Below are 23,419 nucleotides of genomic sequence, written 5' to 3' on the forward strand. Positions count from 1 at the left end.
AATAATGACAAAGCGTATTGCCATCATTGGTACAGGCATTTCAGGTCTGAGTTCGGCATTTTTGCTGAACAAAAAGTTTGACATTAAAGTTTACGAGGCAAACGATTACGTAGGTGGCCATACAGCCACCAAACAAGTCACCGTAGAAAACAAAGAATACTCAATAGATACCGGCTTTATTGTTTACAACGAATGGACATATCCGAATTTTATTAAGTTGATGCAAACATTAGGAGTAAAAACTCAGGCAACGGAAATGAGTTTTAGTGTTAAGAACTTAAAAACTAAAATGGAGTACAATGGTAATACAATTAATAGTTTGTTTGCGCAGCGTCGAAACATATTTCGTCCGTCTTTTTGGCGTCTTGTCCTTGATATCGTAAAGTTTAACAAATTGTGTAAAGCACACATCTCAGAAAACAAAGAAACCGACAACATTACACTTCAAGAATTTATTAGTAAACACCAGCTAAGTGAGGTGTTTACGAATAACTATATACTCCCAATGTGTGCAGCAATATGGTCTACCAGCTTAGAAGCATCTGCTAATTTTCCACTTTCCTTTTTCCTGAAATTTTTTAACAACCATGGCTTACTCAACATCACCAACAGACCACAATGGTTCACTATTGTGGGTGGTTCAAGTCAATATGTAGAGCCATTAATTGCGTCCTTTGAAAGTAAAATTAGTCTGAATGATAGTGTAAATAGTGTCGTTAAAACCGGCGAGCAATTTAAGATACACAGCACTAAAGGCGAGGACATTTTCGATGAAGTAATTTTTGCTTGTCACAGCGATCAAGCTTTAAGTATGTTGTCAGCAAAACCGCAGACTGATATCGATATTTCGTCTTATAAAGATATTCTAGGTGCTATTCCTTACTCTATGAATGAGGTGGTTTTGCACACTGACACTTCAGTTCTACCCGCTAGGCCCTTAGCTTGGGCCAGTTGGAACTATGAAATTGAAGGCGCAAAAGCTGAAGCGTCACGCCCAGCAGCAGTTACTTATAACATGAACATTTTGCAGAAATTACAAAGTGATACCACCTTTTGTGTCACACTCAATAACACACAGGCAATCGATTCAAACAAAATAATAGGAACCTATCACTATGCGCATCCTCAATTCAGTCCTGCTATGGTAAAAGCGCAGGAGCGAAGAGAAGAAATTTGCGGGAAATCAGGTATGCACTTTTGCGGTGCTTATTGGTATAACGGCTTTCATGAAGATGGTGTTCGCAGTGCGCTTGACGTCTGCAAGCGCTTTGGTGAGAGCCTGTAATGACTTCGTATGTTAGCTCAACTGGGCAAGCAAACATCAGTCCTTCAGTTACTGAATCAGGTCTGTACAAAGGTATCGTCCATCATCAGCGTTTCGTGCCGAAAGTACATAGATTCAAATACAATATCTATTTATTTTGGCTCAAACTCAGTGAATTGGAGCAATTGAACCATGAAGTGAAAGGCTTCTCAAACCAACATAAAGGATTCAGTGCCGTTAAATTTTTACGAAGCGATTATTTAGGGGATCCACAAGAATCCCTCGAAACTTCGGTTCTTTCCAGAATGTCAGAATTGAATGGCACCGAACTAAGTGGGGACATTTATTTTCTCGGGCAGCTAAGAACGTTTGGGTGGTATTTTAGCCCAGTGAATTTTTACTATCTGAGAAACAATGAAGGTGTCTACACTCATATGCTTGCTGAAGTCAGCAATACCCCTTGGGACAAAAGACATCACTACTTAGTCGACTTAGCGAAGCAAGAAAATAGTGAAAAAGCGTTCCACGTTTCTCCATTTAACCCAATGGACATGACCTACCAGTGGAAAATAAAACAGCCCAATACAAATCTAAGATTACATTTATCTTGTATAAAGCAAGAGAAGCATTTCGAGGCTGCTCTCGATATGAAAAAAGAGCCTCTAACAACAAAGACTTTGCGTAGTGCTTTAATTAGTATTCCTAGTATGACCTTAAAAACGGTAGCAGGAATCTACTGGCAAGCGATTAAGTTGTTTTTTAAACGTATACCAATTTACATGCACCCTTAAGGTAAGGAATTTTTATGTCACACGGCGAACAAGCAATACAAAATGGCGATTCAATGACATTTATGGAGCGAACTTACCGACAGCTTTTTATTAAAGCCATGCAAAATATGCCCGAAGGTCATTTGACCCTTAAAGAAAATGGGAGCTTAGTTGCGCAATGCGGTGATCCAGAGCAAGATTTACATGCCGAAGTAAACATCCTTGATAACAGCGCTTACAAGCGCTTGTTGTTTGGCGGTAGCGTTGCCTCAGGCGAAACCTTTACTGATGGCTCATGGACCAGTCCCAACCTAACGAATGTAATACGAATATTTGCTCGGAACTTGAGCACATTAGATGAGTGGGAAAGTAAATTCAAATGGATAACAATGCCAGCTTTAAAGCTGCAACATTTCATGCGCCGCAATTCTCGAGAGCAGGCTAAGAAAAACATCTCTGCGCATTACGACTTAGGGAATAAACTTTACACCAAGTTCCTTGACCCATCGATGATGTATTCATCAGCAATTTACCCGTCGCCAGACGCAAGCTTAGCCGAAGCGCAAGAGAACAAACTACGTTCTATTTGCGAAAAACTTCAATTAAAACCGAGTGACCATGTTGTTGAAATAGGCACAGGTTGGGGTGGCTTGGCTATATATGCGTCTAAGCATTATGGATGCAAGGTAACGACAACAACAATTTCCGACGAGCAATTTGATTATGCTCAAAAGTGGGTTGCTGAGGAAGGGCTAGAAGACAAAATCACCCTACTAAAGAAGGATTACCGCTTACTCGAAGGTAAATTCGATAAGTTAGTATCTATAGAAATGATTGAGGCGGTAGGTAAAGCTTACTTAGCAAACTTCTTTGAAAAGTGCTCATCTTTGTTAAAACCGAATGGACTAATGCTTTTACAAGCAATCACCATAGACGACAGACGCTATGACAGTTATTCAAACAGTGTAGACTTCATTCAAAAGCATATTTTTCCTGGTGGTTTTTTACCATCCCAGTTTGCTATAAACCAATTTTTGAAGAAAAACACTGACATGAACATTCGTGATTTGCATGACATCGGGCTTGATTATGCAAAGACTCTGCATGATTGGCATCTTGCTTTTGAGCGCAATAAAGAAGCACTTGAAAAAGATGGTTACGATGAGCGTTTTGCACGATTATGGAAGTACTACCTAAACTATTGTGAAGGTGGTTTTTTAGAAAGAGCAATCAGCACAGTGCAATTAGTGATAAGCAAACCCCACTATCGCTCTGACTTAGCGCGCTCTTAGTTTTCAAGTACTGAAATAGGGTCTGAGTATTTTGGTTTACCCTGCATAATAGATATCTCAACACGTCGGTTTCTGCTTCTAGATTCCGGCGTATCATCACCTTCAATAGGTTGCGTTGCCGCTTTACCCACAATCTTCATTCGACTTTCATCGAATCCGCGAGCTCTTCTTAGTTCTTCAGCAACCGCAACAGCACGTTGTGCTGACAGATCCCAGTTCGAACGATATAACTCATTGGAAATTTGCACACTATCGCTATGTCCGGTTACTTCTATTTCACCAGGCATTTCAGCCAGTAACTCGCCGATGCTTCGAATGACAGGTTTAAATTGTGGTTGTAGAAAGGCTGAACCAGCAGAGAAAGAACCATTTTCTCGTATCCGAATAATGATCTGTTGCCCTAAGTTTTCAACATCTACCGCACCATCTTTGATTTCTTTTTGCAGCAAGTCTTCAACTTTTTTCATATTTTTTGCGACTTGTTCTTTACTTGCGGCAGCGGCTGCAGAGGCGGCAGTTTGATTTGCCGTTTGTGCTGATTGCCCGCCCCTAAAGGTTCCACGTTGTTTTTGTCTACCACCCGCATTGTCTTCTTCACCGTCTTGGAAGTTGAGCATAGGCTTGGTGATTTCTGTTGTTATTTGTTGCACAGTTTCGATGGGCGTTGGATCAGGTTTGCCTGGGCGGAATTCCATGGCAATAACACTGGTTCCTTTCGGAATATCTTTAAGTTCGATTTTATTTTGAACGCCGAAGGCAAATGCCATTGAGCCGGCAATTTGTTTGAACTTCTTAACGTCCATCTCAGAGAAAGAAAGCAATAGCACGAAGAAGCACATTAAGAGTGACATTAGGTCAGCAAAAGTTCCCATCCACGCAGGCAGACCTTCGGGGGGACATTTAGGGCATTCGTCTTCCACTATTCTGTTTCCCCAGTTCCTCGCTTACCTTCCGCGATGTAACCTTTCAACACACCTTCAATAACACGCGGGTTTTGACCGTCAGCTATACCCAAAATTCCATCGAGTATCAGGCTTTGATTCAGTCTTTCTTCTGCCGCGCGCACGGTTAGTTTAAAGGCAATTGGTAAACAGATAACGTTAGATAAGAAAGCACCATACAAAGTCGTTAAAAGAGCAACCGCCATCGCTGGACCAATCGCTTTGGGGTCATCCATGTTTGATAACATCGCAACTAATCCTACAAGCGTACCGATCATTCCCATTGCAGGAGCAACATCACCCAAAGATTTAAAAATAACTGAACCTGCGTTGTGTCGTTCTGAGGTGTTGGTAATGTCTTTGCCCATAGTGGTTCTTACTACTTCCACATCATGGCCATCAACTAGCATGTCGACACCTTTTTGCATGAATGCATTTTCAATGACAGCTTCTTCCAAAGCAAGAAAGCCGCCTTTACGAGCAGCATCAGCCATTTCAACGATTTTTTCGATGAGTTCTTCAGGGCTTTGTATTTTGAACATAAAAGCTTTAGCCGCTACTTTCCCTGCACCTAAAAATTGACCGAGTGGATATTGTGATAACACAACAAAGATAGAGCCGCCAAATACGATAAGAACAGAAGGTACGTTGAAAAACATCCCCAAATCGCCACCTAAGATCATTGCCATGACGACAAAACCTATGGCACCAATCATACCTATCAGGGTTGCTAAATCCACGTTTCGCTCCTATTAATGATGCATCTAAGAAAATTGAAATAAGTCATTGTGCACAGTTTACCGATTACTTTTTTATTCACAGTATTACTTTCAATACCTCTGTATTTTGGAATAACAACAGCCTGCAAAAGTGTTAACGGCATAAATAGCAAAAGCTTTATAAACAAAGGAATATTTTTCTTGATATTGCGGCAAATCAATTGACCTTGAATCGCCCCTCAGTTAAGGTTCTGACCAAGCATTTATAAAGAAAAATGAAGTTAATGACAGAACAAAAAACATCCTTCGAGTCAGCTATGCAAGAGCTGGAAGAAATCGTAGTAGAAATGGAAAAAGGTGACATTCCCTTGGAAGAGTCATTAAAGAAATTTGAACGTGGTATTCAGTTGGCACGTCAAAGTCAGGCTCAGTTAAAAGCAGCTGAGCAGAAAGTGCAAATCTTGATGCAGTCAAATGGTGAAGAGACACTAAGCGACTTCGATAGTGACGAGCTGTAGACCTCATGTCATCCGAAATGTCATTTTCCAGTATCCAGCAAAACGTACAAGCCCGCATTGATCAAAAGCTAACACAGTTTATAGAGCAGCAAACACAAACTGCTAATGAATTAGTCGCAGCAATGAAGTATAGCGCTGTCGGCGGTGGCAAACGAATGCGCCCACTGCTGCTTTCAATTGTGGGTGAAATGCTCGGCGCAGATCAAGATGATCTCGATGTTGCAAGCATGGCAATTGAATGTATTCATGCCTATTCCTTAATACATGATGACTTACCGGCCATGGATGACGATGCGTTGCGCCGAGGAAAGCCAACAAACCATATTCAATATGGTGAAGCGACAGCAATTCTAGCTGGAGATGCACTGCAAACTTTAGCATTTGAAATCGTACTAAATCATCCATTGTCAGCACCGAATGATGCCAAACGAATAGATTTAGCACGAGTGATAGCAAAGGCTTCTGGGGTCAATGGCATGTGTGCAGGACAGAGCATTGATTTGATAGCAACAGGAAATGATATTTCATTGGAACAACTCACCCAGCTTCACCAATTAAAAACGGGTGCATTGTTAAGTGCTTGCGTCTCACTCGGTTCGATTCTCGCACCACGCATTACGGATGAAGAAACCGAGTTGTTGCAACGCTATGCAAAAAAGGTAGGCCTAGCGTTTCAAGTTCAAGATGACATTTTAGACGTCATATCTGACAGTGAAACTTTAGGAAAGCCGCAAGGCTCTGACTTTGAGTTAAACAAAAACACGTTTGTGTCGCATTTAGGCTTGGAAGGTTCGCAGAGCTTTTTACAAAAGCTACATCATGAAGCACTTCAAGCGATTAGCTCTTTGCCATACGATACGGAACAATTAAAGGCGTTTACGGATTATTTAGTTTCAAGAAAGTATTAGCTTTAGTCACTTAGCTCTGCGCACTCAGTTTTAGATTCTCAGCTTTAGAGTCTCAGCTATAGACTTTTGCCTTATTAGCGGTGTTTTAGGCACATGGCACAAGACTCGTTGCATGAAACGCTTTGCATTTTAAAAATTATTACAAAATGCACGCCAAAGTAAACGGATTACGAATAGAAAAGACACCTTAGATACTCATCAATAATGCTATAATCACATGAGTACGCGGTATCAATGACAGAAGATTAAAAACACAATGACGTTAAACCTAGCTGATTATCCAAATTTAGCGAAAGCAAACACACCAGTAGAGTTACGTGCTCAACCAAAAGAAGCACTAACTAAAATTGCAAATGAACTGCGTCGCTATCTGCTTGATAGTGTTAGCTTAAGTAGCGGCCATTTTGCCTCAGGCCTCGGTACCGTTGAGCTAACCGTTGCTTTGCATTATGTATACAATACACCATTCGATCGCGTCGTTTGGGATGTGGGTCATCAAGCTTACCCTCATAAGATATTGACAGGCCGCCGTGATCGTATGACTACGATCCGCCAAAAAGGTGGGCTTCACCCTTTCCCGTGGCCACCTGAAAGCGAATACGACACCTTTGCCGTTGGTCACTCATCAACTTCAATTAGTGCGGCGCTAGGTATGGCGATTGCTGCTGAACAAGAAGATAAAGGGCGCAAAGTTGTTGCTGTGATTGGCGACGGTGCGATGACTGCAGGTATGGCGTTTGAAGCCTTGAATCACGCTGGTGATATCGCTAAAGACATGGTAGTTATCTTGAACGACAATGAGATGTCGATTTCGGAAAACGTAGGAGCGTTGAACAGTCATCTTGCTCGCCTTTTGACAGGAAATTTATTTAACAGCATTCGTGATGGTGGCAAAAAGTTATTAAGTTCAGTACCACCTATAAAAGATTTCGCGAGCAGAGCAGAAGAACACATTAAAGGCATGGTAGTTCCGGGTACTATCTTTGAGGAGCTCGGTTTTAACTATTTTGGTCCCATCGATGGACATGATGTTCACGCGGTAGTCGATACACTTGCAAATATGCGCAAAATGTCAGGGCCAAAAATTCTGCATGTCGTAACCAAGAAAGGAAAAGGTTACGAACAAGCTGAACAAGATCCTATCAAATGGCATGCTGTTCCTAAATTTAATCATTTGGAAGAACGATTGCCAAAGTCTGCTCCAAGTTCACCCAATTTCTCTGCGATTTTTGGTACTTGGCTTTGCGATATGGCACAGCTTGATCCTGATTTAATGGCTATCACACCGGCGATGCGTGAAGGCTCTGGCATGGTTGAGTTTTCACAGCGCTTTCCTGAGCAATACTTTGATGTTGCCATCGCCGAGCAGCATTCAGTTACTCTGGCTGCAGGTATGGCACGTGAGGGAAAAAATGCGATAGTAGCTATATACTCTACTTTTCTTCAACGCGCATATGATCAGCTAATTCATGATGTTGCCATCCAAGACTTACCTGTATTATTTGCTATTGATCGGGCGGGTTTAGTCGGAGCCGATGGCCCAACACACCAAGGCGCGTTTGATATTAGTTTTCTGCGCTGTATTCCAAATATGATAATCATGACGCCATCTGATGAAGTAGAATGCCGAAACATGCTTTATACTGGCCATAAAGCGAATAAACCTGCAGCCGTAAGATATCCAAGAGGCAAAGGTTCTGGTATTGATGCTACTGGCGAAATGCAGCTGATAGAAATAGGTAAAGCCCTTACTGTCAAAACTGGCGAAAGGGTGGCAATTCTCAACTTTGGTACATTGATGCCTTACGCTGTAGAAGCCGCTGAGAAGTTGAATGCGACATTAATTGATATGCGATTTGTTAAACCGCTCGATGAAGACGCCTTAGTTAAAACCGCAAAATCTCATGACTTATTGGTCACACTAGAAGATGGCGCAATTGCTGGCGGTGCCGGCAGTGGTGTTGCAGAAGCTTTATTCAGAAACAAACTCACGCCGAATTTAGTACAACTAGGTTTACCTGACGAATTCATTATGCAAGGTACTCAGCAAGAAATGTATGCAGAGCTTGGGCTTGATACCGATGGAATCATCAAAGCTGTTGAAGCAAATAGTTAGTACGCTATTAATACTTTGAGCTGCGTAATCTAATTGAAGAGAAGGAATTTGCGACACAAGCGTGTCGCAGATTTGTAAATACGAATTTAGTAAAGAATGAAGTATTGAGTATTAATGAGTAGTAAGGTCAGAACGAACTACAATGGACTGATTTCAAAGATAGCAGGCAATAGATGAAATAGTCCATGCAAACAAGCACACGCCATCACGCCAGCGACAATATCATCAATCATAATGCCAAACCCACCATGCACGCGTTTATCAAACACACGTATTGGCCAAGGTTTCAGGATATCAAAAAAGCGGAAAAGCAAAAACCCTAGTAGTAAAGACAAAGGATTAATAGGGATTGCAATAAACGTTACCATCATACCAGCAACTTCATCCCATACGATCGAGCCATGATCATGCATTTTCATGTCCCTTGCGGTTCTGCCGCAAAGGTAAATACCAATGAAAAAACTAAACAACGTGATCGCAATGAAGAGTTTAAAGGATAGAAAACTCATAGCATAAATGATGGGGACTGCAGCTAATGAGCCAAACGTGCCGGGCATTAATGGAACTAAACCAGAGCCAAAACCCAAGGCCAAAAAGTGGATTGGATTTTTCATACTAACTCTTTGGCGCAGAACTTTATCCATTAAGAAAAATGCTCGAAACCGTGAAGCCTAGATTCAAACTCGAAAGGTTTTTCGTCAAGACGAAGATCAAGCTTCCCTTTCGCTCCGGTAATTTGCCCAATACAGGTAACTGGAATATTGTAACTAGCTAGTGAGGTTTCGATATGAACTCTTTGTTCTTCAGGCACCGTAAAGAGCAATTCGTAATCATCACCCGCCGTAGCTGCATAAGTGACAGCATCAACGACATCTTCAATACTTTCACCAAGAGCTTCTGAAATAGGTAATTTATCAAGCTGAACTAGGGCACCAACGTCAGAGCGGGAGATCACATGCTCTAAGTCCTTTAGTAAACCATCAGATATGTCTATGCATGAGCTTGCAATTCTGCGAAGGGTCGTACCCGCCAAAACTCTTGGTGTTGGAAACCAATGCCTATTTTTTAAATAAGCTGCATGTTCAGGATTAGTGATTTTCACTTTGTTTCTAAGTAAATCAAGTCCAAGCCCTGCATCACCTAAACATCCAGTCACTAAAATCCAATCGCCCGCTTGGGCGCCGCTGCGAGTTATTTGATTATCGTCCGGAATGAAACCTTGGGCCGTGACAGTAATACTGAGAGGTCCTTGAACCGTATCACCACCGATCAATTGGAAAGAGAAATAATGGCTGAGGCTATGAATTTTTTCTGAGAAGGCTTTGACCCAACCTTCATCAATGCTAGGTAAAGATAATGATAGGCTAATCCATGCCGGTTCAGCACCCATCGCCGATAAGTCACTTAAATTTACAGCGATTGCTTTGTGGGCAATCGCTTCAGGCGCTGTTTCTGCCAAGAAATGAACGCCCTCAATAAGTGTGTCTGTGGTTGTAACAACACATTGTCCGACAGGTACTTTTGTGACTGCTGCATCGTCGCCAATGCCCAGCAGCACATCTTTACGCACATAACCACCTTTCGCAAAGTAGTTACCAATTAAATCAAACTCTTTCACTGAATTAGCTTCTTTCGTCTTTTCGGAGTGTTTTAACAGCTTTATCTAATACGCCGTTGATGAACTTATGACTCTCTTCAGCGCCAAAAGTTTTTGCTAATTCAATTGATTCATTAATAACCACCTTAAAAGGTGTATCAAATCGTTCAAGCAACTCAAGGGTTGCTAAGCGTAAAATTGCTTTTTCAACAGGATCAAGCTCTTCAGGTAAGCGTCCAAGATAAGGCTTGATAGCCTTGTCTAGTTCTTCTGTTCTCTCTGCGACTCCGCGCAAAAGTGCTTGAAAGTATTCCATATCTACTTTTTGCATATTATTGGTAGTAGCAATACTTAGCTCAATCTGTTCTATCTGGTTGCCACTCATTTGCCAACCGTATAGACCTTGAACTGCTAGCTCTCTAGCTTTGCGTCGCGCGGCAGGTTTCACTTAGTTAGCCTCTTCAATAGCGCTAATAACGTTAACCATTTCAAGTGCGCTTAACGCTGCTTCTGAACCTTTGTTTCCGGCTTTTGTGCCTGAACGCTCTATTGCCTGCTCGATGCTGTCGGTAGTGATAACACCAAATGCCACTGGAATACCGGCTTCTAGCGAAACTTGAGCCAAACCTTTGTTGCATTCACCAGCAACAAAATCAAAATGCGGAGTACCGCCACGTATTACGGCACCTAGTGCAATAATGGCATCATATTTATTTTTTTCTGCGAGTTTTTTAGCGACGATAGGTAATTCGTAAGCGCCTGGTACACGGACTACAGTCACGTCATCAGTGTTAACTTCACCATGGCGGTCAAGCGTATCTAATGCACCATCCAACAAACTTTCAACTACAAAACTGTTAAAGCGTGCTACAACGATGGCGAATTTTTTGCCTGTTGCGCGAATATTACCTTCAATTTCTATCATTTTTGCTCTCCAAAAAAATCGGCGCGAAGTATACCACAAGTCACGCGAATATTAATTACTAAAAGGGTTTATTTTTCTTCGTAAATGTATTCGACCACTTCAAGACCGAAACCTGACAGTGCGGAGTATTTGACTGGCTTACTCAATAAGCGCATCTTTTTAATCCCTAAGCTGGCTAGAATTTGGCTGCCCACGCCTACTGTGCGTGAAGAGCCATGCCAAGCTTTTCCTTCTGCTACTTCGCCACTATCTTCCGCTTCAAACTGTTTAACTTGTGAAATAATGTCTTCTTTTTTACCAAGGAGAACGAGCACGCCACCTTCATCGTTGATACGTTGCATAGATTCCGACAATGGCATTGAGCGGCTCACGGCTCGCGTTGAACCTAGTAAGTCACTTAGGGTGTTGCTCAAATGTACTCTCACTAAGGTGGGTTGATCTTCAACAATATCCCCTTTCTTGAGTGCAAAATGAACTTGCTCATCGATCACATCTTTAAATGTAATCAGCTCAAAATCACCAAAGGCCGTTGGTAGCTTGCAGGTCGCTACTTGCTCGATGGTTGTCTCATTTAAGTTTCTATACTCGATGAGGTCGGCGATTGTACCTATTTTCAAATCATGCTTTTTAGCAAACACTTCAAGCTCAGGTCTTCTTGCCATCGTGCCATCATCATTTAAAATTTCGACGATAACTGAAGCGGGCTCACAGCCTGCCAGCCTTGCTAGGTCTACACCGGCTTCAGTGTGACCAGCTCTGTTTAGAACACCGCCCTCTTTCGCAATAAGTGGGAAGATATGACCTGGTTGAACAATATCCTTAGCGCTTGCTGTTGGACTTGCTGCTGCTAGCACAGTTCGAGCTCTGTCCGAGGCTGATATACCCGTAGTTACACCTTCAGCTGCTTCGATAGAAACGGTGAAATTGGTAGAGAACTGCGCATTATTGTTATCTACCATCAAAGGTAGCTTCAAACGTTGGCATCGCTCTGCAGTCATTGGCAAACAAACGAGACCACGTGCATGAGTAACCATGAAATTAATAGCTTCAGGCGTTACATGTTCCGCAGCCATGATGAGATCACCTTCATTCTCACGGTCTTCATCATCCATCAAAATGACCATCTTGCCCATTTTGATGTCTTCAATAATTTCCTGTGTTGTGTTTAACGCCATTACTGTTCTCTTAATATGTTGTATAAAGTCTGTTGTAAAAAATCTGTTTTAAAAATCTGTTGTGAAAAGCCTGATTTAACGCTGATGACACTGCGTTAGCTCTTGTGGCTTATGCCTTCAATCGATAATAAATTTACTTCAAATAGCCATGTTCTGCTAAAAACGACATGCTGATATCTTGCTTTTCATCAGCCGCTTTATCACCGAGCATTAATCTTTCGAGGTAACGTGCAATAACATCTACTTCTAAATTCACTTTAGTGCCTTTGGTGTAATCACCGATGACGGTTTCTTGCAATGTATGAGGTATTAACCACAACATAAAAGACGCACCTTTCACTTCGTTCACCGTCAAACTAACACCATCGACTGTAATAGATCCCTTGTGAGCGATATATTTTGCAAGTTCGTCGGGTGCTTTCACCCAAATTTCTACATAGCGTTGATGATCGGTCACGGAAATAACTTCGCCCACTCCATCAACGTGCCCACTGACAATATGTCCGCCAAAACGAGTATCCGCCCGCATTGCTTTCTCTAAATTAACAGAGCTGCCATTACTATAGTTAGCAAAGCCTGTATACTTTATAGTTTCTGAGGACACGTCAGCACTGTAGTGGTGCTCACCGAATTCGACAACCGTTAGACAAACGCCATTGGTTGCAATGCTGTCACCTAAAGCAACATCACTCATATCCAGTTTGCCTGTCTCTACTGTCAGGCGAATGTCATCACCATGATTCACTAAAGACCTTATCTGTCCTTTAGCTTCTATAATCCCAGTAAACATGCAAGCGCACTCCTTATTGTGTTTTTTTGGCTATGTATTTCTAGCTACTTATTTCTAGCTAAACTTGTTCGTTGTGTTTATTCGCTGCTAGCTTGTAATAGATAAGCGTAATTTTAGATCGTTCCCTACTTGAATCACCTCTTGCAAGTCGGGCTTGATAGCCTCATCCAAATTGTTCAGTACACCAATATCTACGGCGCCTCTAGCATCGCTACCTAGTAACATAGGTGCTTGATAAATGATTAATTCATTTACTAAATTGGCATTCATTAACGCACCGGATAAGGCAGATCCTGTTTCAGTCCACACTCTATTGATTTGTTTTTTTGCCAAGACATGCATTATAGCCTGTAAATCCAAATACTTCCGAGCTTCTGACGTCCGAATATTATTTGAATCTACTAAGCCAACTTGAATTTGCTCCACATTCAATGTGCTCAAGTTTTTGTTATGTTCTGCATTGAAGACTATTACTGGATGTTCGTCCTGAAAAATTTGATAGCTATTGTCGAGTCTATTCTGACCATCAATGATAATGCGAATTGGCTGAGTTCCGCGTTGTTTAAAAAGTGTATTTTCAAACTCTGGTAATTCGTCGCAACGCACATTTAACTTAGGGTCATCGGCAAGAACTGTATCTGCACCACTTAAAATAGCACAGCTCAGTGCCCTCTCCACCTGCACATTCGCTCTTGCCTTCGTGCCAGTTATCCACTTACTCTTGCCATTTGCCAAGGCCGTTCTGCCGTCGAGACTTGTTGCTAATTTTACTGTCACGAAGGGACGATTCTTAGTCATTCGATGATTAAATGCGATATTTAGCTTGTCAGCTTCTGCTTCCATAAGTCCAACATCGACTTTAATGCCGGCATCCAATAAGAGTTGAATGCCTTTATATTTTACCTCTGGATTTTTATCAACGCTCGCTATTACTACTCGACTGATTCTTGCTTCAATCAGCGCTAGTGCACAGGGAGGTGTTTTTCCAACATGGCTGCAAGGTTCGAGTGTTACGTAAGCTGTAGCGCCTTCAGTGATTGGTTTAGACTGAGAGTTAGCTGTTTTAATGTCAGTGTTTTGATGAGGAACGAAACCCGCATCAACTAAGGCATTGACTTCTGCGTGAGCTTGACCTGACTTTTGATGATAGCCCGTGCCTATTATATTGTTTTTAGCATCAACAATAACACAACCCACATTCGGATTGGGTGTAGTTGAAAAACGCCCTTTAGATGCTAGCTTGAGCGCTAGCGACATCCATTGGGCATCGAGTTTAGTAAACTTGGGCATTAATCACCTAGCTTGGCAATTTCTTCACCAAACTCGCGAATATCTTCAAACGAACGATATACCGAAGCAAAACGTACATAAGCTACTTTATCGAGCTCTTTCAGGGCATCCATAATCAGACTCCCTACCAACTCACTTTTAATTTCCCTCTCACCTGTTGCACGCAAGGATGACTTAATGCGCACAATACAGTTTTCAACTTGTTCTGTGCTTACAGGACGTTTTTCAAGGGCCCTTTGTAAGCCGGCTCTTAACTTGTCTTCGTTAAAAGGTTCACGAGAACCGTCTCGTTTAACAACCCTAGGCATAACTAATTCAGCAATTTCGAAAGTAGTATAACGTTCATGACATTCAAGACACTCGCGGCGCCTGCGCACCTGTGCTCCATCGGCTACGAGCCTAGAATCAATTACTTTGGTTTCTTGTGCTGAACAAAACGGACAAAACATGAGCTACTGCTCCAAAAATAAGTAAGGCCATACATTAGTGTATGGCCTGTTACTAAGTTTATGTAAATTCTAAACCTAGACTAGCCGTATACAGGGAAGCGCTCACATAATGCAACGACTTCACCCTTCACTCTATCGATAACACTTTGATCTTCAATATTGTCCAAAACGTCACACATCCAAGTAGCCACTTGAGCCGCTTCTTCTTCTTTAAAGCCGCGGCGTGTAATAGCTGGAGAGCCAATACGCAGACCACTTGTAACGAATGGTGATCTTGGATCGTTTGGTACTGAGTTTTTGTTTACCGTAATATTAGCATTACCTAAAGCAGCGTCAGCGGCCTTACCAGTGATGTCTTTATCGATAAGATCTAGCAAGAACAAGTGGTTATCTGTGCCGTTAGACACGATTTTGTAACCGCGATCTTGTAAAACAGACACCATCGTTTTTGCATTTTTTAGTACTTGCTGCTGATAAGTTTTAAACTCTGGCTCAAGGGCCTCTTTAAAAGCAACAGCCTTAGCTGCAATAACGTGGCACAAAGGACCACCTTGGTTGCCAGGGAACACTGAGCTATTTAGCTTTTTGTAAAAAGCTTCATCGCCATTTGCTGCCAAAATTAAACCACCACGTGGGCCGGCTAATGTCTTGTGTGTAGTTGTCGTGACAACATGGGCATGTGGTAAAGGACTAGGATAAACACCGGCTGCAACCAAGCCAGCAACATGAGCCATATCGACTAGCAAGTACGCGCCGACTTTGTCTGCGATTTCGCGAAAACGTGCCCAATCAACGATGCCAGAGTAAGCAGAGAAACCACCAATAATCAATTTAGGCTTATGCTCTAACGCGAGAGCTTCTACTTGCTCATAATCAATAATGCCAGTTTCAGGATGCAAACCATATTGAACGGCGTTATAAGTTTTACCAGAGAAGTTAACATGTGAACCGTGTGTAAGGTGACCGCCATCCGATAAGCTCATGCCTAATACGGTATCATTCGCTTCGATCAAAGCCATGAACACAGCAGTGTTTGCTTGTGAACCAGAATGCGGTTGAACGTTAGCATAATCACAGTTAAATAACTGTTTCGCTCTTTCAATTGCCAATTCTTCTGCAATATCAACGTATTCACAACCACCATAGTAACGCTTACCAGGGTAACCTTCAGCGTATTTATTAGTAAGTTGCGAACCCTGCGCTTCCATCACTCTTGGGCTACAGTAGTTTTCAGACGCAATAAGCTCGATATGATGTTCTTGACGTTGGTGTTCGTTTTTTATCGCAGCAGCCAATTCTGGATCGAATTCTGCAATATTCATATTACTTGATAACATGTGTGTCCCCTGCTCAGCTTGTTTGCGTATGTATTTCAGTAGCTTAAAAGGCGTTAATGTTCAGACAAATAAGAAGCGAATTGTATGAATTTGATTAACTTTGCTAGAAAACTCTGAATTATGCTTAATTACCTAATTTTTAGACTCGATATTTTAAGCATTTTAAGCCGCTTGTATAGGCTTTATTGGAATTAAATATAAGCAATTGTAAAGCCTACTTATGCAGGCTCTCTAATGCTTTAACACGCTCTACTAATTTATCTATTTGACGCAGTCTCACCGTGTTTTTTTGCCACTCACGATTTGGCTGTACAGGCATGCCTGAAGAATAGACACCCGGTTGTGTAATTGACTTCGTAACCATGCTAAAACCTGTAATTTGCACCTTGTCGCAAATATCAATATGTCCATTTACGACGCAAGTACCCGCGATCACCACATATTTACCAATGTTTGAACTGCCTGCAATGCCAGTTCCACCGCAAATACAAGAGTGATCACCAACAGTTACGTTGTGTGCAATCTGTACAAGATTATCGATAATGACATCATTGCCAATAATCGTGTTATCTAATGCACCACGGTCAATACAAGTGTTAGCTCCAATTTCACAATCATCGCCAATCTGCACAGTCCCTGTTTGCGGTATTTTTACCCAAACACCTTTGTCGTTAGCATAGCCAAAGCCATCAGAGCCAATCACTGTGCCACTATGAATTGACACACGATTGCCTAGTACAACCTTATGGTAAATGGTCACATTCGCCCGTAAATTCAAATCATCGCCAATTTGTGCACCTTCCCCCACTACTGTATTCGCGCCAATAACAGCGTTGTCGCCAATCTTTACATTTTTTTCAATAACTGCACCGGGTCCGATGCTCGCACTCTCGCCAATGATTGCCGTTGGGTGTATGTACGCAAATTCTGAAATACCTTTATCCTGAACAGGAGTGGAATCCAACAATTGCGCAGCTTTAGCAAAGGCAACATACGGATCTGTATGAATAATTTTATTACTTTTACAAAACTCAGCATCAGCCTCTTTAAGAATAACTGCCGTAGCCTTTGTATTTAACATGTCATTCTTATATTTTGAATTGGTTAAGAAAGACATTTGTCCTTCTTTAGCACCCTCAAGTGTGCCCATGCTAGTAATAATGGCTTTTGGATCGCCTTGTAATTCACCACCAATATGTTGTGCAAGTTCCTGCAAAGAGTAAGACGCTGGCATACGACTCCTTAATTTGTGAGCTTTTATCTTATTTTATCGATGATATCACAGATATTTGCTAGTACTTAATAGCCAAAGTCCTTACAATTCAATCAATCAAACTCGGATTTAGCAAATTTTGTAGCATAAAGAGTCTCTAAAATTGCGTTCCGAATTCATGTAAAACACTAACTTAAAGGTTAAAAGAAAGAACTATGGCTCAATATGTATATAGCATGCATAGAGTGGGGAAAATTGTCCCACCTAATCGTCAAATTCTTAAAAACATCTCTCTCAGTTTTTTCCCTGGCGCCAAAATTGGTGTTCTCGGCTTAAATGGTTCTGGTAAGTCAACGCTATTACGAATTATGGCTGGTTTGGATACAGAGATTGAAGGTGAAGCAATTCCACAACCTGGCCTAAAAATAGGTTATTTGCCACAAGAGCCTCAGTTAGATGAAAGTAAAGATGTTAGAGGCAATATTGAAGAGGCCGTCGCTGATGTAGCCAATGCGTTGTCGCGACTTGATGAGATATACGCAGCTTATGCTGAACCTGATGCTGACTTCGATGCACTTGCAAAAGAGCAAGGTGAAATGGAAGCGATTATTCAAACCAAAGATGGTCATAATTTAGAGAATGCACTTGAGCGTGCCGCCGACGCATTGCGATTACCACCATGGGATGCAGACGTAAGCAAGCTATCTGGTGGTGAGAAACGCCGCGTTGCATTGTGCCGCCTTTTGTTAGAAAAACCTGAAATGCTATTACTCGATGAACCAACTAACCACTTAGATGCTGAATCTGTAGCTTGGTTAGAACGATTCCTACATGATTATGAAGGCACTGTTGTTGCGATTACCCATGATAGATACTTCTTGGATAACGTTGCGGGTTGGATCTTAGAGCTAGACCGTGGCCAAGGTATTCCTTGGGAAGGCAATTACTCTAGCTGGTTAGAGCAAAAAGATGCGCGTTTGGAGCAAGAAGAGCGCACAGAAAATGCTCGTCAAAGATCAATTAAACAAGAACTTGAGTGGGTTCGAAGCAATCCAAAAGGTCGCCAAGCTAAAAGCAAAGCAAGGATGTCACGCTTTGAAGAACTCAATACTGGTGATTATCAAAAACGGAATGAAACAAACGAACTATTTATTCCACCAGGGGAGCGCCTAGGTGACAAAGTCATTGAAGTCACTAACCTTCGAAAATCCTACGGTGACCGTTTACTCATTGATGATTTAACATTCAAAGTACCGAAAGGCGCAATTGTGGGCATTATTGGGCCAAACGGCGCGGGTAAGTCTACTTTGTTTAGAATGCTAACCGGCGACGAAAAGCCAGATTCTGGCACAATAGATATTGGCGATACGGTTCAACTGGCTAGCGTCGATCAATTTAGGGATCATATGGACGGCAATAAAACCGTTTTCCAAGAGCTTTCTGACGGTCAAGATATTGTAAAAATTGGTAACTTTGAAATTAATAGTCGAGCTTATTGTAGCCGCTTCAACTTCAAAGGTACTGACCAACAAAAGTTTGTGAAAGATTTGTCTGGTGGTGAACGAAACCGAGTGCATTTAGCTAAGTTGTTGAAAGCTGGCGGTAACACTTTACTTCTGGATGAACCAACCAATGATCTTGACGTAGAGACCTTACGCGCACTAGAAAATGCAATTCTTGAATTCCCGGGTTGTGTCATGGTTATTTCGCATGACAGATGGTTCTTAGATAGAGTTGCAACGCATATTATGGACTATCGCGATGAAGGTAAGATTAACTTCTACGAAGGTAACTATAATGATTACGAAGCTTGGTTGAAAAAAACCTTTGGCCATGATGTTGTAGAACCTCATCGCTTGAAGTACAAGAAAATCAACTAAGACGGTGTAAATCGAGTCGGCGTTTGTCGACTCGAATAATTAAAAAGAGAAAATAATGGCTAACGACGGAAACTACAAAAAAAATAAAATAGGCAAACATGCATTAAAGCCTGAAACAATGATGATGTCCTACGGTTATAACCCGCAATTATCAGAAGGTTCCGTAAAACCACCTGTTTTCTTAACATCAACATTCGCATATCAGACCCCGGAAGAAGGCGAAGAATTCTTTCACATCATGGCTGGACGAAAGCCGGCTCCAAAAGGCAACGTTGGCGGACTTATTTACAGTCGCTTTAACCACCCTAACGTCGAAATCATTGAAGACCGCTTATCCCTTTTCGAAGGTTCGGAAAGCTCCGTTGTTTGCTCTAGCGGCATGGGGGCAATCAGTGCCATTCTTCTAAGCTATTTGCGACCCGGTGATGTTGTTGTTCAAAGCGCACCACTTTACGGAGGCACTGAAACACTTATTCGCAAGTTTTTGCCTCAATTTAATATTAAAACAGCCGAGTTCCATGACGGACTTGATGAAACAGAAATATTGAATTCTTTGCGTGAGGCTAGCAAAAAAGGCCGTGTCGCTATGGTTTTTATAGAATCACCCGCGAACCCAACAAATTCCCTTGTCGATTTTAGTGCGCTGAATCGCTCCTTAGATATCATCGAGAAAGAAACAGGACACCGCCCAATCAGCGTTTGTGATAACACACTCATGGGACCTGTTTTTCAACAAGCAGTGCCTCAAGGTATCGATATTGCGATGTATTCACTGACAAAATACGTGGGCGGGCACAGTGACTTGGTGGCTGGTGCCGTTTGCGGCAGCCGCGAGAAGCTTCGACCGGTACGCGCTACTCGTGGTGCTTTAGGTTTAAACCTTGATCCTCATACAAGCTGGATGATTTCCCGTTCACTCGAAACTTTAAGCATCAGAATGGAACGTGCAGCTGATAGTGGACGAAAAGTCGCACAATGGTTAGCTGAGAATACATATATCAAGGCGAAAATACTGCATCCTGAGTTTATTCTCGATAGCGCATATCAGACCGTTTATAAACGCCAATGCTCGGGCCCTAGTTCAACTTTCTCGTTTGTTTTAGACATTACTAAGGCTGATGCATTTCGTTTAATTAATAATCTCAGCATATTTAAATCTGCGGTAAGCCTTGGCGGAAGTGAGAGTTTAGTCTGTCACCCAGGAAGTACCACTCATTCAGGTGTTGATGCAGAGATGCGAGATAAGTTTGGTGTGAGTGATGGTTTAATTCGTTTGTCAATTGGCTTGGAGCATCCTGATGATCTGATTGCTGATTTAGACAACGCTTTTGCAGAGACATTTAGAAAATGAAGTTTTAACTGGCAAAACATTATTTTTCATTTTAGTTTTAGTCAACACCCCGCAACAACATCGCAATTAAGATATTTTTAAGCGCAGGGGTGTTCGCTTCTATTGTAATAATGTGCATTAATATCAAAAAAAGTAAGTGATATAAGTGCACTGCAGATCAGATGTATTTTCTAAATACAAAAATATGAGATGTAAATTACCGCTAATTAGCTTCCTTAAATGCTTTAAATAATGCAAGGGCAGCAGGTGTTGTTCCGATTTTTTTGTCAGTATCAATTTGACTAAGTAGGCCTTTCAGTACAGCAAGGTTTTTTGGTTTATCTGTCTTTAGATTTACCATATTCATAGACCATTTTGGAAATAAACGAATTGATGTTTCATCTAAATACAAAAGCCTAATGCTTTTGTGCCTTGGATCTTCAGATATTTTTTTAAACAAGCTAGTAATATCTGCTCGGTCTCCTTCCAGAATCTGAATGAATCTTCCGGCATCATAAAGAAGGCTCCCTGTAATGTCCTGGTGGGAGTTGTTTTCTTTTGCAACGTCTAAAATTTCAAACAGACTTTCTTGATTAAACTTTTCTGTCGCAACACTGATATATACTAGCTGGTGCAAACTCATAATATTTATCTCGTTATTAGTTTCATTAACACAGTCGTGACTAAGTTATAATATCAATGCTTAAAAATGAACAAGTAAGTTTAGATTGCCGAAGCAGAATGTGTACTCTTATAAATCTCGAGCACAACACTCTGCAGCTTGTTAGTCACTTCTGTATATTACCATTGGTAAGTAATTCCTAGGCTTGCCAAGTTCTGCTCATAGTTTAAAGTTTCAAGTTCTGAACTATAGTCTCCTCGTTCTAACTCAGTTTTTATCGCGAAGTTATCCCAAATATTCAACGACCATGTTGCAGTAAGTACTTGTCTGTTTTCATCGCGCTCTGCTGCTTCTTGCACGTTCAAATAATCCTTTTTCAGGTAACGCCAATTTAAGCCCACTTGCGAACCTAAACCAAAGAGAGAAAACTTGTGTGTGATCTTAGAGTTCAGTCCAAAGGACTTAAAAGTAAATTCCTGATTATTTGCTTTTTCTTCTTCGATGTTTAAGCCAAGCATCAACATCGTATTAGCGTTGTTAGCAAAGTAAAACACGTCAGCAGACACCCCTTTACCGTCAGCGTTTCTATCTTGCAGCTCTGCAAACTCTCTATTCTTAAGCTTCAAGCTTGTGCGCACATAGGTTTGTGGCTGAACGAACAATCCGTAATAAACACTTGCTTGCTGAAAATCCAAAAATGTCGTCTGGGCTAAACTAGCTCTAGCTGCATCCATTCTAAATCCGAGTTCACCAGTATTTAACTGATAACTTGTGTCTAAATTGACCTGATGAAGTGCTAAATCATATTGGCTAAAAGTATTGTAGTTCTGCATCTGATAAGAATAGCCCGCAACCATCTTGAACTTATTGTTTGGCGACCAGCGTGCATTTAGTTTTGCACCAATCTCGTTACCGTTATCACTGCTATTTGAGACATCATCTATCTCATCCACGCTCAATGCTGAATTGTGTATCAACCCCGCATTCACTTCACCATCAAAGCTAAACTCACTCTTAGTATTTGCCAAAGCGCTAACACTACTAGTTGCTGCGACTAAACCAATAATACTACTAATTATAAATTTCATTTTAGGACCCTCAGAATAAAGAAAAAAGAAAAAAAAAGAAGAAGAGCGCCGACCAAAGGTCGGCGCAAGTTGATGAATGATTATTTAAAGGCCCAGGTCTAGGTCTTTACTAATCGAGTTTGCAACTTCCGTTGCGGTTGCTGCCGCTATTTCATTGTTGATTTGCTCAGAAACCAAAGTACTAATTTGACCGTTCACCGATTCTGAAACCGAGTTTTGTGTATCAGAACTGATTGAATCTAGCATTGAAGTTTGAACACTTTGCGTGATTGCAGATGATGCATCAGCCGCAGCAGTCAAAGCCGTATCTTGTGCAAGTGCTTGCGATATTTCACCCGCCACTTTCGACGTAGCCTCAGTTAATGCAGAGCCTTCAGCTATGGAGCCATCAGCCAATAAAGAGCCATCAGCTTGTGAAGTGCCTTCAGCTAAAAGATCGCCATCAGTATCCGAAGTCACATCAGTCTCTTCATCACTCTCTGTCGCCTCTTCAGCATCTTCACCCACTGACTCAAGTGAATCAGACGCTGCGGCACTGTCAGCCTTCAGTAAAGAAACAGTATCTAATGCAGTAGTGCTAGCTAATTGAGTTGTAGAGTTTAGCTGAGCACTTACGTTATTTGAGGCGCCATTAAGCAGCTCACTACCACCTTCACTCAGCTTATTTAGCACTTCACCTGTCGCTGATTGCGCACCTTCAAGATCCACTACATTACTTAAATCCAACGAGTTTACACTTGACGCTCCAAGGTCTGCTGCTTCTGAGTTTCCGCCTTCGGAGCTATCGTCATCAGAGTTACCTTCTCCAGCATCATCTTCATCCGTAGCATTGTCGTCAGCGTTTCCGCCTTCTTCAACTGGCTCTTCTTCGTTATTGTCGCCTTCAACAGGTTCTTCGAGCGGTGAAGAATCCGCGCCATCTACTTCAGCATTTGTCGACGAATTGACCGATACATCATTTTTTACTTTCGTTTCAGTTTTACCTGACTCTGTATTTGTTGATTGAGAAACTTTCGTTTCATTGGAAACCGTAATTGATTGGCTAAGGTTTGTTTCGGCAGCAAAAGTGCTCATTGAGATTTGTGCTACGCCTGCAATTAACATTACTTGAACTATTTTATTTAACTTAGTCATTTTAGTTTTCCTCGTGTTTGCTTTGAATGACACTTAGATAACGAAGTAGAAATGACTTTAT

Annotated in this window: 23 protein-coding genes; 8 read left to right on the top strand and 15 right to left on the bottom strand. The window is 41.6% G+C overall.

What is annotated here, in order from left to right:
* Positions 1-4: 4 nt before the first annotated feature.
* Genes ACKLNX_RS02720 through ACKLNX_RS02730 form a run of 3 tightly spaced genes read left to right on the top strand, consistent with a single transcriptional unit; the run spans position 5 to position 3,326 of the window.
* Positions 5-1,285 carry an NAD(P)/FAD-dependent oxidoreductase gene (locus tag ACKLNX_RS02720; RefSeq protein WP_412971126.1) on the top strand — a complete coding sequence of 427 codons (1,281 nt, stop codon included), beginning with the start codon at positions 5-7 and terminating at the stop codon, positions 1,283-1,285.
* On the top strand, positions 1,285-2,055 hold the full coding sequence (locus ACKLNX_RS02725) for a DUF1365 domain-containing protein (protein ID WP_412971127.1): 771 nt from the start codon (positions 1,285-1,287) through the stop codon (positions 2,053-2,055). The genes ACKLNX_RS02720 and ACKLNX_RS02725 overlap by 1 nt, the downstream gene beginning before the upstream one ends.
* Positions 2,056-2,069: 14 nt before the next feature.
* Entirely contained in the window at positions 2,070-3,326 is a 1,257-nt protein-coding gene (locus tag ACKLNX_RS02730) for a class I SAM-dependent methyltransferase (protein WP_412971128.1), read from the top strand.
* On the opposite strand, the gene ACKLNX_RS02735 is transcribed toward ACKLNX_RS02730, so the two are convergent.
* A complete protein-coding gene (locus tag ACKLNX_RS02735; RefSeq protein WP_412971129.1) occupies positions 3,323-4,246 on the bottom strand; it encodes a flagellar motor protein MotB in 924 nt (307 codons plus the stop codon). The two genes, ACKLNX_RS02730 and ACKLNX_RS02735, sit on opposite strands and share 4 nt — an antisense overlap.
* Complete coding sequence (gene pomA / locus ACKLNX_RS02740) at positions 4,246-5,007, bottom strand: flagellar motor protein PomA (RefSeq protein WP_412971130.1); 762 nt, start codon at positions 5,005-5,007, stop codon at positions 4,246-4,248. The genes ACKLNX_RS02735 and pomA overlap by 1 nt, the downstream gene beginning before the upstream one ends.
* Before the next feature lie 263 nt (positions 5,008-5,270).
* On the opposite strand from pomA, the gene xseB reads away from it, so the two are divergent.
* The 3 genes from xseB (at position 5,271) to dxs (ending at position 8,528) form a co-directional block, all read left to right on the top strand.
* A complete protein-coding gene (gene xseB, locus ACKLNX_RS02745) occupies positions 5,271-5,504 on the top strand; it encodes an exodeoxyribonuclease VII small subunit (RefSeq protein WP_411694844.1) in 234 nt (77 codons plus the stop codon).
* Positions 5,505-5,521: 17 nt separating this feature from the next.
* On the top strand, positions 5,522-6,412 hold the full coding sequence (ispA, locus tag ACKLNX_RS02750) for a (2E,6E)-farnesyl diphosphate synthase (protein ID WP_412971164.1): 891 nt from the start codon (positions 5,522-5,524) through the stop codon (positions 6,410-6,412).
* A 256-nt stretch (positions 6,413-6,668) separates the two neighbouring features.
* Positions 6,669-8,528: a 1-deoxy-D-xylulose-5-phosphate synthase gene (gene dxs / locus ACKLNX_RS02755; protein ID WP_412971131.1), complete on the top strand. Its 1,860-nt coding sequence runs from the start codon at positions 6,669-6,671 to the stop codon at positions 8,526-8,528.
* A 137-nt stretch (positions 8,529-8,665) separates the two neighbouring features.
* Here the strand turns inward: dxs and ACKLNX_RS02760 are convergent, their stop codons facing one another.
* From ACKLNX_RS02760 to lpxD, 10 genes are all read right to left on the bottom strand, one after another.
* A complete protein-coding gene (locus tag ACKLNX_RS02760; RefSeq protein WP_412971132.1) occupies positions 8,666-9,172 on the bottom strand; it encodes a phosphatidylglycerophosphatase A in 507 nt (168 codons plus the stop codon).
* On the bottom strand, positions 9,172-10,146 hold the full coding sequence (gene thiL / locus ACKLNX_RS02765; protein ID WP_412971133.1) for a thiamine-phosphate kinase: 975 nt from the start codon (positions 10,144-10,146) through the stop codon (positions 9,172-9,174). The genes ACKLNX_RS02760 and thiL overlap by 1 nt, the downstream gene beginning before the upstream one ends.
* A gap of 4 nt (positions 10,147-10,150) precedes the next feature.
* Positions 10,151-10,573 carry a transcription antitermination factor NusB gene (gene nusB, locus ACKLNX_RS02770; protein WP_411694848.1) on the bottom strand — a complete coding sequence of 141 codons (423 nt, stop codon included), beginning with the start codon at positions 10,571-10,573 and terminating at the stop codon, positions 10,151-10,153.
* Positions 10,574-11,050, bottom strand: coding sequence for a 6,7-dimethyl-8-ribityllumazine synthase (gene ribE / locus ACKLNX_RS02775; RefSeq protein ID WP_411694849.1), 477 nt, complete (start codon positions 11,048-11,050; stop codon positions 10,574-10,576). It lies immediately after the preceding gene.
* 68 nt (positions 11,051-11,118) lie between these two features.
* Positions 11,119-12,225, bottom strand: a complete 1,107-nt coding sequence (gene ribBA, locus ACKLNX_RS02780) for a bifunctional 3,4-dihydroxy-2-butanone-4-phosphate synthase/GTP cyclohydrolase II (protein ID WP_411694850.1) — start codon at positions 12,223-12,225, stop codon at positions 11,119-11,121.
* Between the two features lie 133 nt (positions 12,226-12,358).
* Entirely contained in the window at positions 12,359-13,015 is a 657-nt protein-coding gene (locus ACKLNX_RS02785; protein ID WP_411694851.1) for a riboflavin synthase, read from the bottom strand.
* 87 nt (positions 13,016-13,102) lie between these two features.
* The gene (gene ribD / locus ACKLNX_RS02790) at positions 13,103-14,305 is read right to left on the bottom strand and encodes a bifunctional diaminohydroxyphosphoribosylaminopyrimidine deaminase/5-amino-6-(5-phosphoribosylamino)uracil reductase RibD (protein WP_412971134.1); all 1,203 of its coding nucleotides are present in this window, start codon (positions 14,303-14,305) and stop codon (positions 13,103-13,105) included.
* Positions 14,305-14,754: a transcriptional regulator NrdR gene (nrdR, locus tag ACKLNX_RS02795; RefSeq protein ID WP_014108109.1), complete on the bottom strand. Its 450-nt coding sequence runs from the start codon at positions 14,752-14,754 to the stop codon at positions 14,305-14,307. The genes ribD and nrdR overlap by 1 nt, the downstream gene beginning before the upstream one ends.
* A gap of 80 nt (positions 14,755-14,834) precedes the next feature.
* Positions 14,835-16,091 (bottom strand): serine hydroxymethyltransferase, encoded by a 1,257-nt coding sequence (gene glyA, locus ACKLNX_RS02800; protein ID WP_412971135.1) that lies wholly within the window; start codon positions 16,089-16,091, stop codon positions 14,835-14,837.
* 214 nt (positions 16,092-16,305) lie between these two features.
* Positions 16,306-17,325, bottom strand: coding sequence for a UDP-3-O-(3-hydroxymyristoyl)glucosamine N-acyltransferase (gene lpxD / locus ACKLNX_RS02805; RefSeq protein ID WP_412971136.1), 1,020 nt, complete (start codon positions 17,323-17,325; stop codon positions 16,306-16,308).
* Positions 17,326-17,519: 194 nt separating this feature from the next.
* Between lpxD and ettA the strand changes: the two genes are divergently transcribed.
* Both ettA and ACKLNX_RS02815 read left to right on the top strand, forming a co-directional pair.
* Positions 17,520-19,184: an energy-dependent translational throttle protein EttA gene (ettA, locus tag ACKLNX_RS02810; protein WP_411694855.1), complete on the top strand. Its 1,665-nt coding sequence runs from the start codon at positions 17,520-17,522 to the stop codon at positions 19,182-19,184.
* A 55-nt stretch (positions 19,185-19,239) separates the two neighbouring features.
* Entirely contained in the window at positions 19,240-20,535 is a 1,296-nt protein-coding gene (locus tag ACKLNX_RS02815) for a cystathionine gamma-synthase family protein (RefSeq protein ID WP_412971137.1), read from the top strand.
* A gap of 202 nt (positions 20,536-20,737) precedes the next feature.
* Here ACKLNX_RS02815 and ACKLNX_RS02820 read toward each other — a convergent pair whose 3' ends face one another.
* The 3 genes from ACKLNX_RS02820 to ACKLNX_RS02830 all read right to left on the bottom strand — a co-directional run bounded on the left by ACKLNX_RS02820 (position 20,738) and on the right by ACKLNX_RS02830 (position 23,358).
* A complete protein-coding gene (locus ACKLNX_RS02820) occupies positions 20,738-21,157 on the bottom strand; it encodes a BLUF domain-containing protein (RefSeq protein WP_412971138.1) in 420 nt (139 codons plus the stop codon).
* Positions 21,158-21,315: 158 nt separating this feature from the next.
* Entirely contained in the window at positions 21,316-22,224 is a 909-nt protein-coding gene (locus tag ACKLNX_RS02825; protein ID WP_412971139.1) for a hypothetical protein, read from the bottom strand.
* An 84-nt stretch (positions 22,225-22,308) separates the two neighbouring features.
* Positions 22,309-23,358: a hypothetical protein gene (locus ACKLNX_RS02830; protein WP_412971140.1), complete on the bottom strand. Its 1,050-nt coding sequence runs from the start codon at positions 23,356-23,358 to the stop codon at positions 22,309-22,311.
* Positions 23,359-23,419: the final 61 nt, after the last annotated feature.

The sequence above is a fragment of the Glaciecola sp. MF2-115 genome, from assembly GCF_047250385.1.
Classification (GTDB): domain Bacteria; phylum Pseudomonadota; class Gammaproteobacteria; order Enterobacterales; family Alteromonadaceae; genus Glaciecola.

What these genes read in the sequence shown, in the direction of transcription:
- ACKLNX_RS02720 (WP_412971126.1), top strand. Translation starts at nt 5, where the DNA reads ATGACAAAGCGTATTGCCATCATTGGTACAGGCATTTCAGGTCTGAGT.
- ACKLNX_RS02725 (WP_412971127.1), top strand. Translation starts at nt 1,285, where the DNA reads ATGACTTCGTATGTTAGCTCAACTGGGCAAGCAAACATCAGTCCTTCA.
- ACKLNX_RS02730 (WP_412971128.1), top strand. Translation starts at nt 2,070, where the DNA reads ATGTCACACGGCGAACAAGCAATACAAAATGGCGATTCAATGACATTT.
- xseB (WP_411694844.1), top strand. Translation starts at nt 5,271, where the DNA reads ATGACAGAACAAAAAACATCCTTCGAGTCAGCTATGCAAGAGCTGGAA.
- ispA (WP_412971164.1), top strand. Translation starts at nt 5,522, where the DNA reads ATGTCATTTTCCAGTATCCAGCAAAACGTACAAGCCCGCATTGATCAA.
- dxs (WP_412971131.1), top strand. Translation starts at nt 6,669, where the DNA reads ATGACGTTAAACCTAGCTGATTATCCAAATTTAGCGAAAGCAAACACA.
- ACKLNX_RS02760 (WP_412971132.1), bottom strand. Translation starts at nt 9,172, where the DNA reads ATGGATAAAGTTCTGCGCCAAAGAGTTAGTATGAAAAATCCAATCCAC.
- ribE (WP_411694849.1), bottom strand. Translation starts at nt 11,050, where the DNA reads ATGATAGAAATTGAAGGTAATATTCGCGCAACAGGCAAAAAATTCGCC.
- ribBA (WP_411694850.1), bottom strand. Translation starts at nt 12,225, where the DNA reads ATGGCGTTAAACACAACACAGGAAATTATTGAAGACATCAAAATGGGC.
- ACKLNX_RS02785 (WP_411694851.1), bottom strand. Translation starts at nt 13,015, where the DNA reads ATGTTTACTGGGATTATAGAAGCTAAAGGACAGATAAGGTCTTTAGTG.
- ribD (WP_412971134.1), bottom strand. Translation starts at nt 14,305, where the DNA reads ATGCCCAAGTTTACTAAACTCGATGCCCAATGGATGTCGCTAGCGCTC.
- nrdR (WP_014108109.1), bottom strand. Translation starts at nt 14,754, where the DNA reads ATGTTTTGTCCGTTTTGTTCAGCACAAGAAACCAAAGTAATTGATTCT.
- glyA (WP_412971135.1), bottom strand. Translation starts at nt 16,091, where the DNA reads ATGTTATCAAGTAATATGAATATTGCAGAATTCGATCCAGAATTGGCT.
- lpxD (WP_412971136.1), bottom strand. Translation starts at nt 17,325, where the DNA reads ATGCCAGCGTCTTACTCTTTGCAGGAACTTGCACAACATATTGGTGGT.
- ettA (WP_411694855.1), top strand. Translation starts at nt 17,520, where the DNA reads ATGGCTCAATATGTATATAGCATGCATAGAGTGGGGAAAATTGTCCCA.
- ACKLNX_RS02815 (WP_412971137.1), top strand. Translation starts at nt 19,240, where the DNA reads ATGGCTAACGACGGAAACTACAAAAAAAATAAAATAGGCAAACATGCA.
- ACKLNX_RS02820 (WP_412971138.1), bottom strand. Translation starts at nt 21,157, where the DNA reads ATGAGTTTGCACCAGCTAGTATATATCAGTGTTGCGACAGAAAAGTTT.
- ACKLNX_RS02825 (WP_412971139.1), bottom strand. Translation starts at nt 22,224, where the DNA reads ATGAAATTTATAATTAGTAGTATTATTGGTTTAGTCGCAGCAACTAGT.
- ACKLNX_RS02830 (WP_412971140.1), bottom strand. Translation starts at nt 23,358, where the DNA reads ATGACTAAGTTAAATAAAATAGTTCAAGTAATGTTAATTGCAGGCGTA.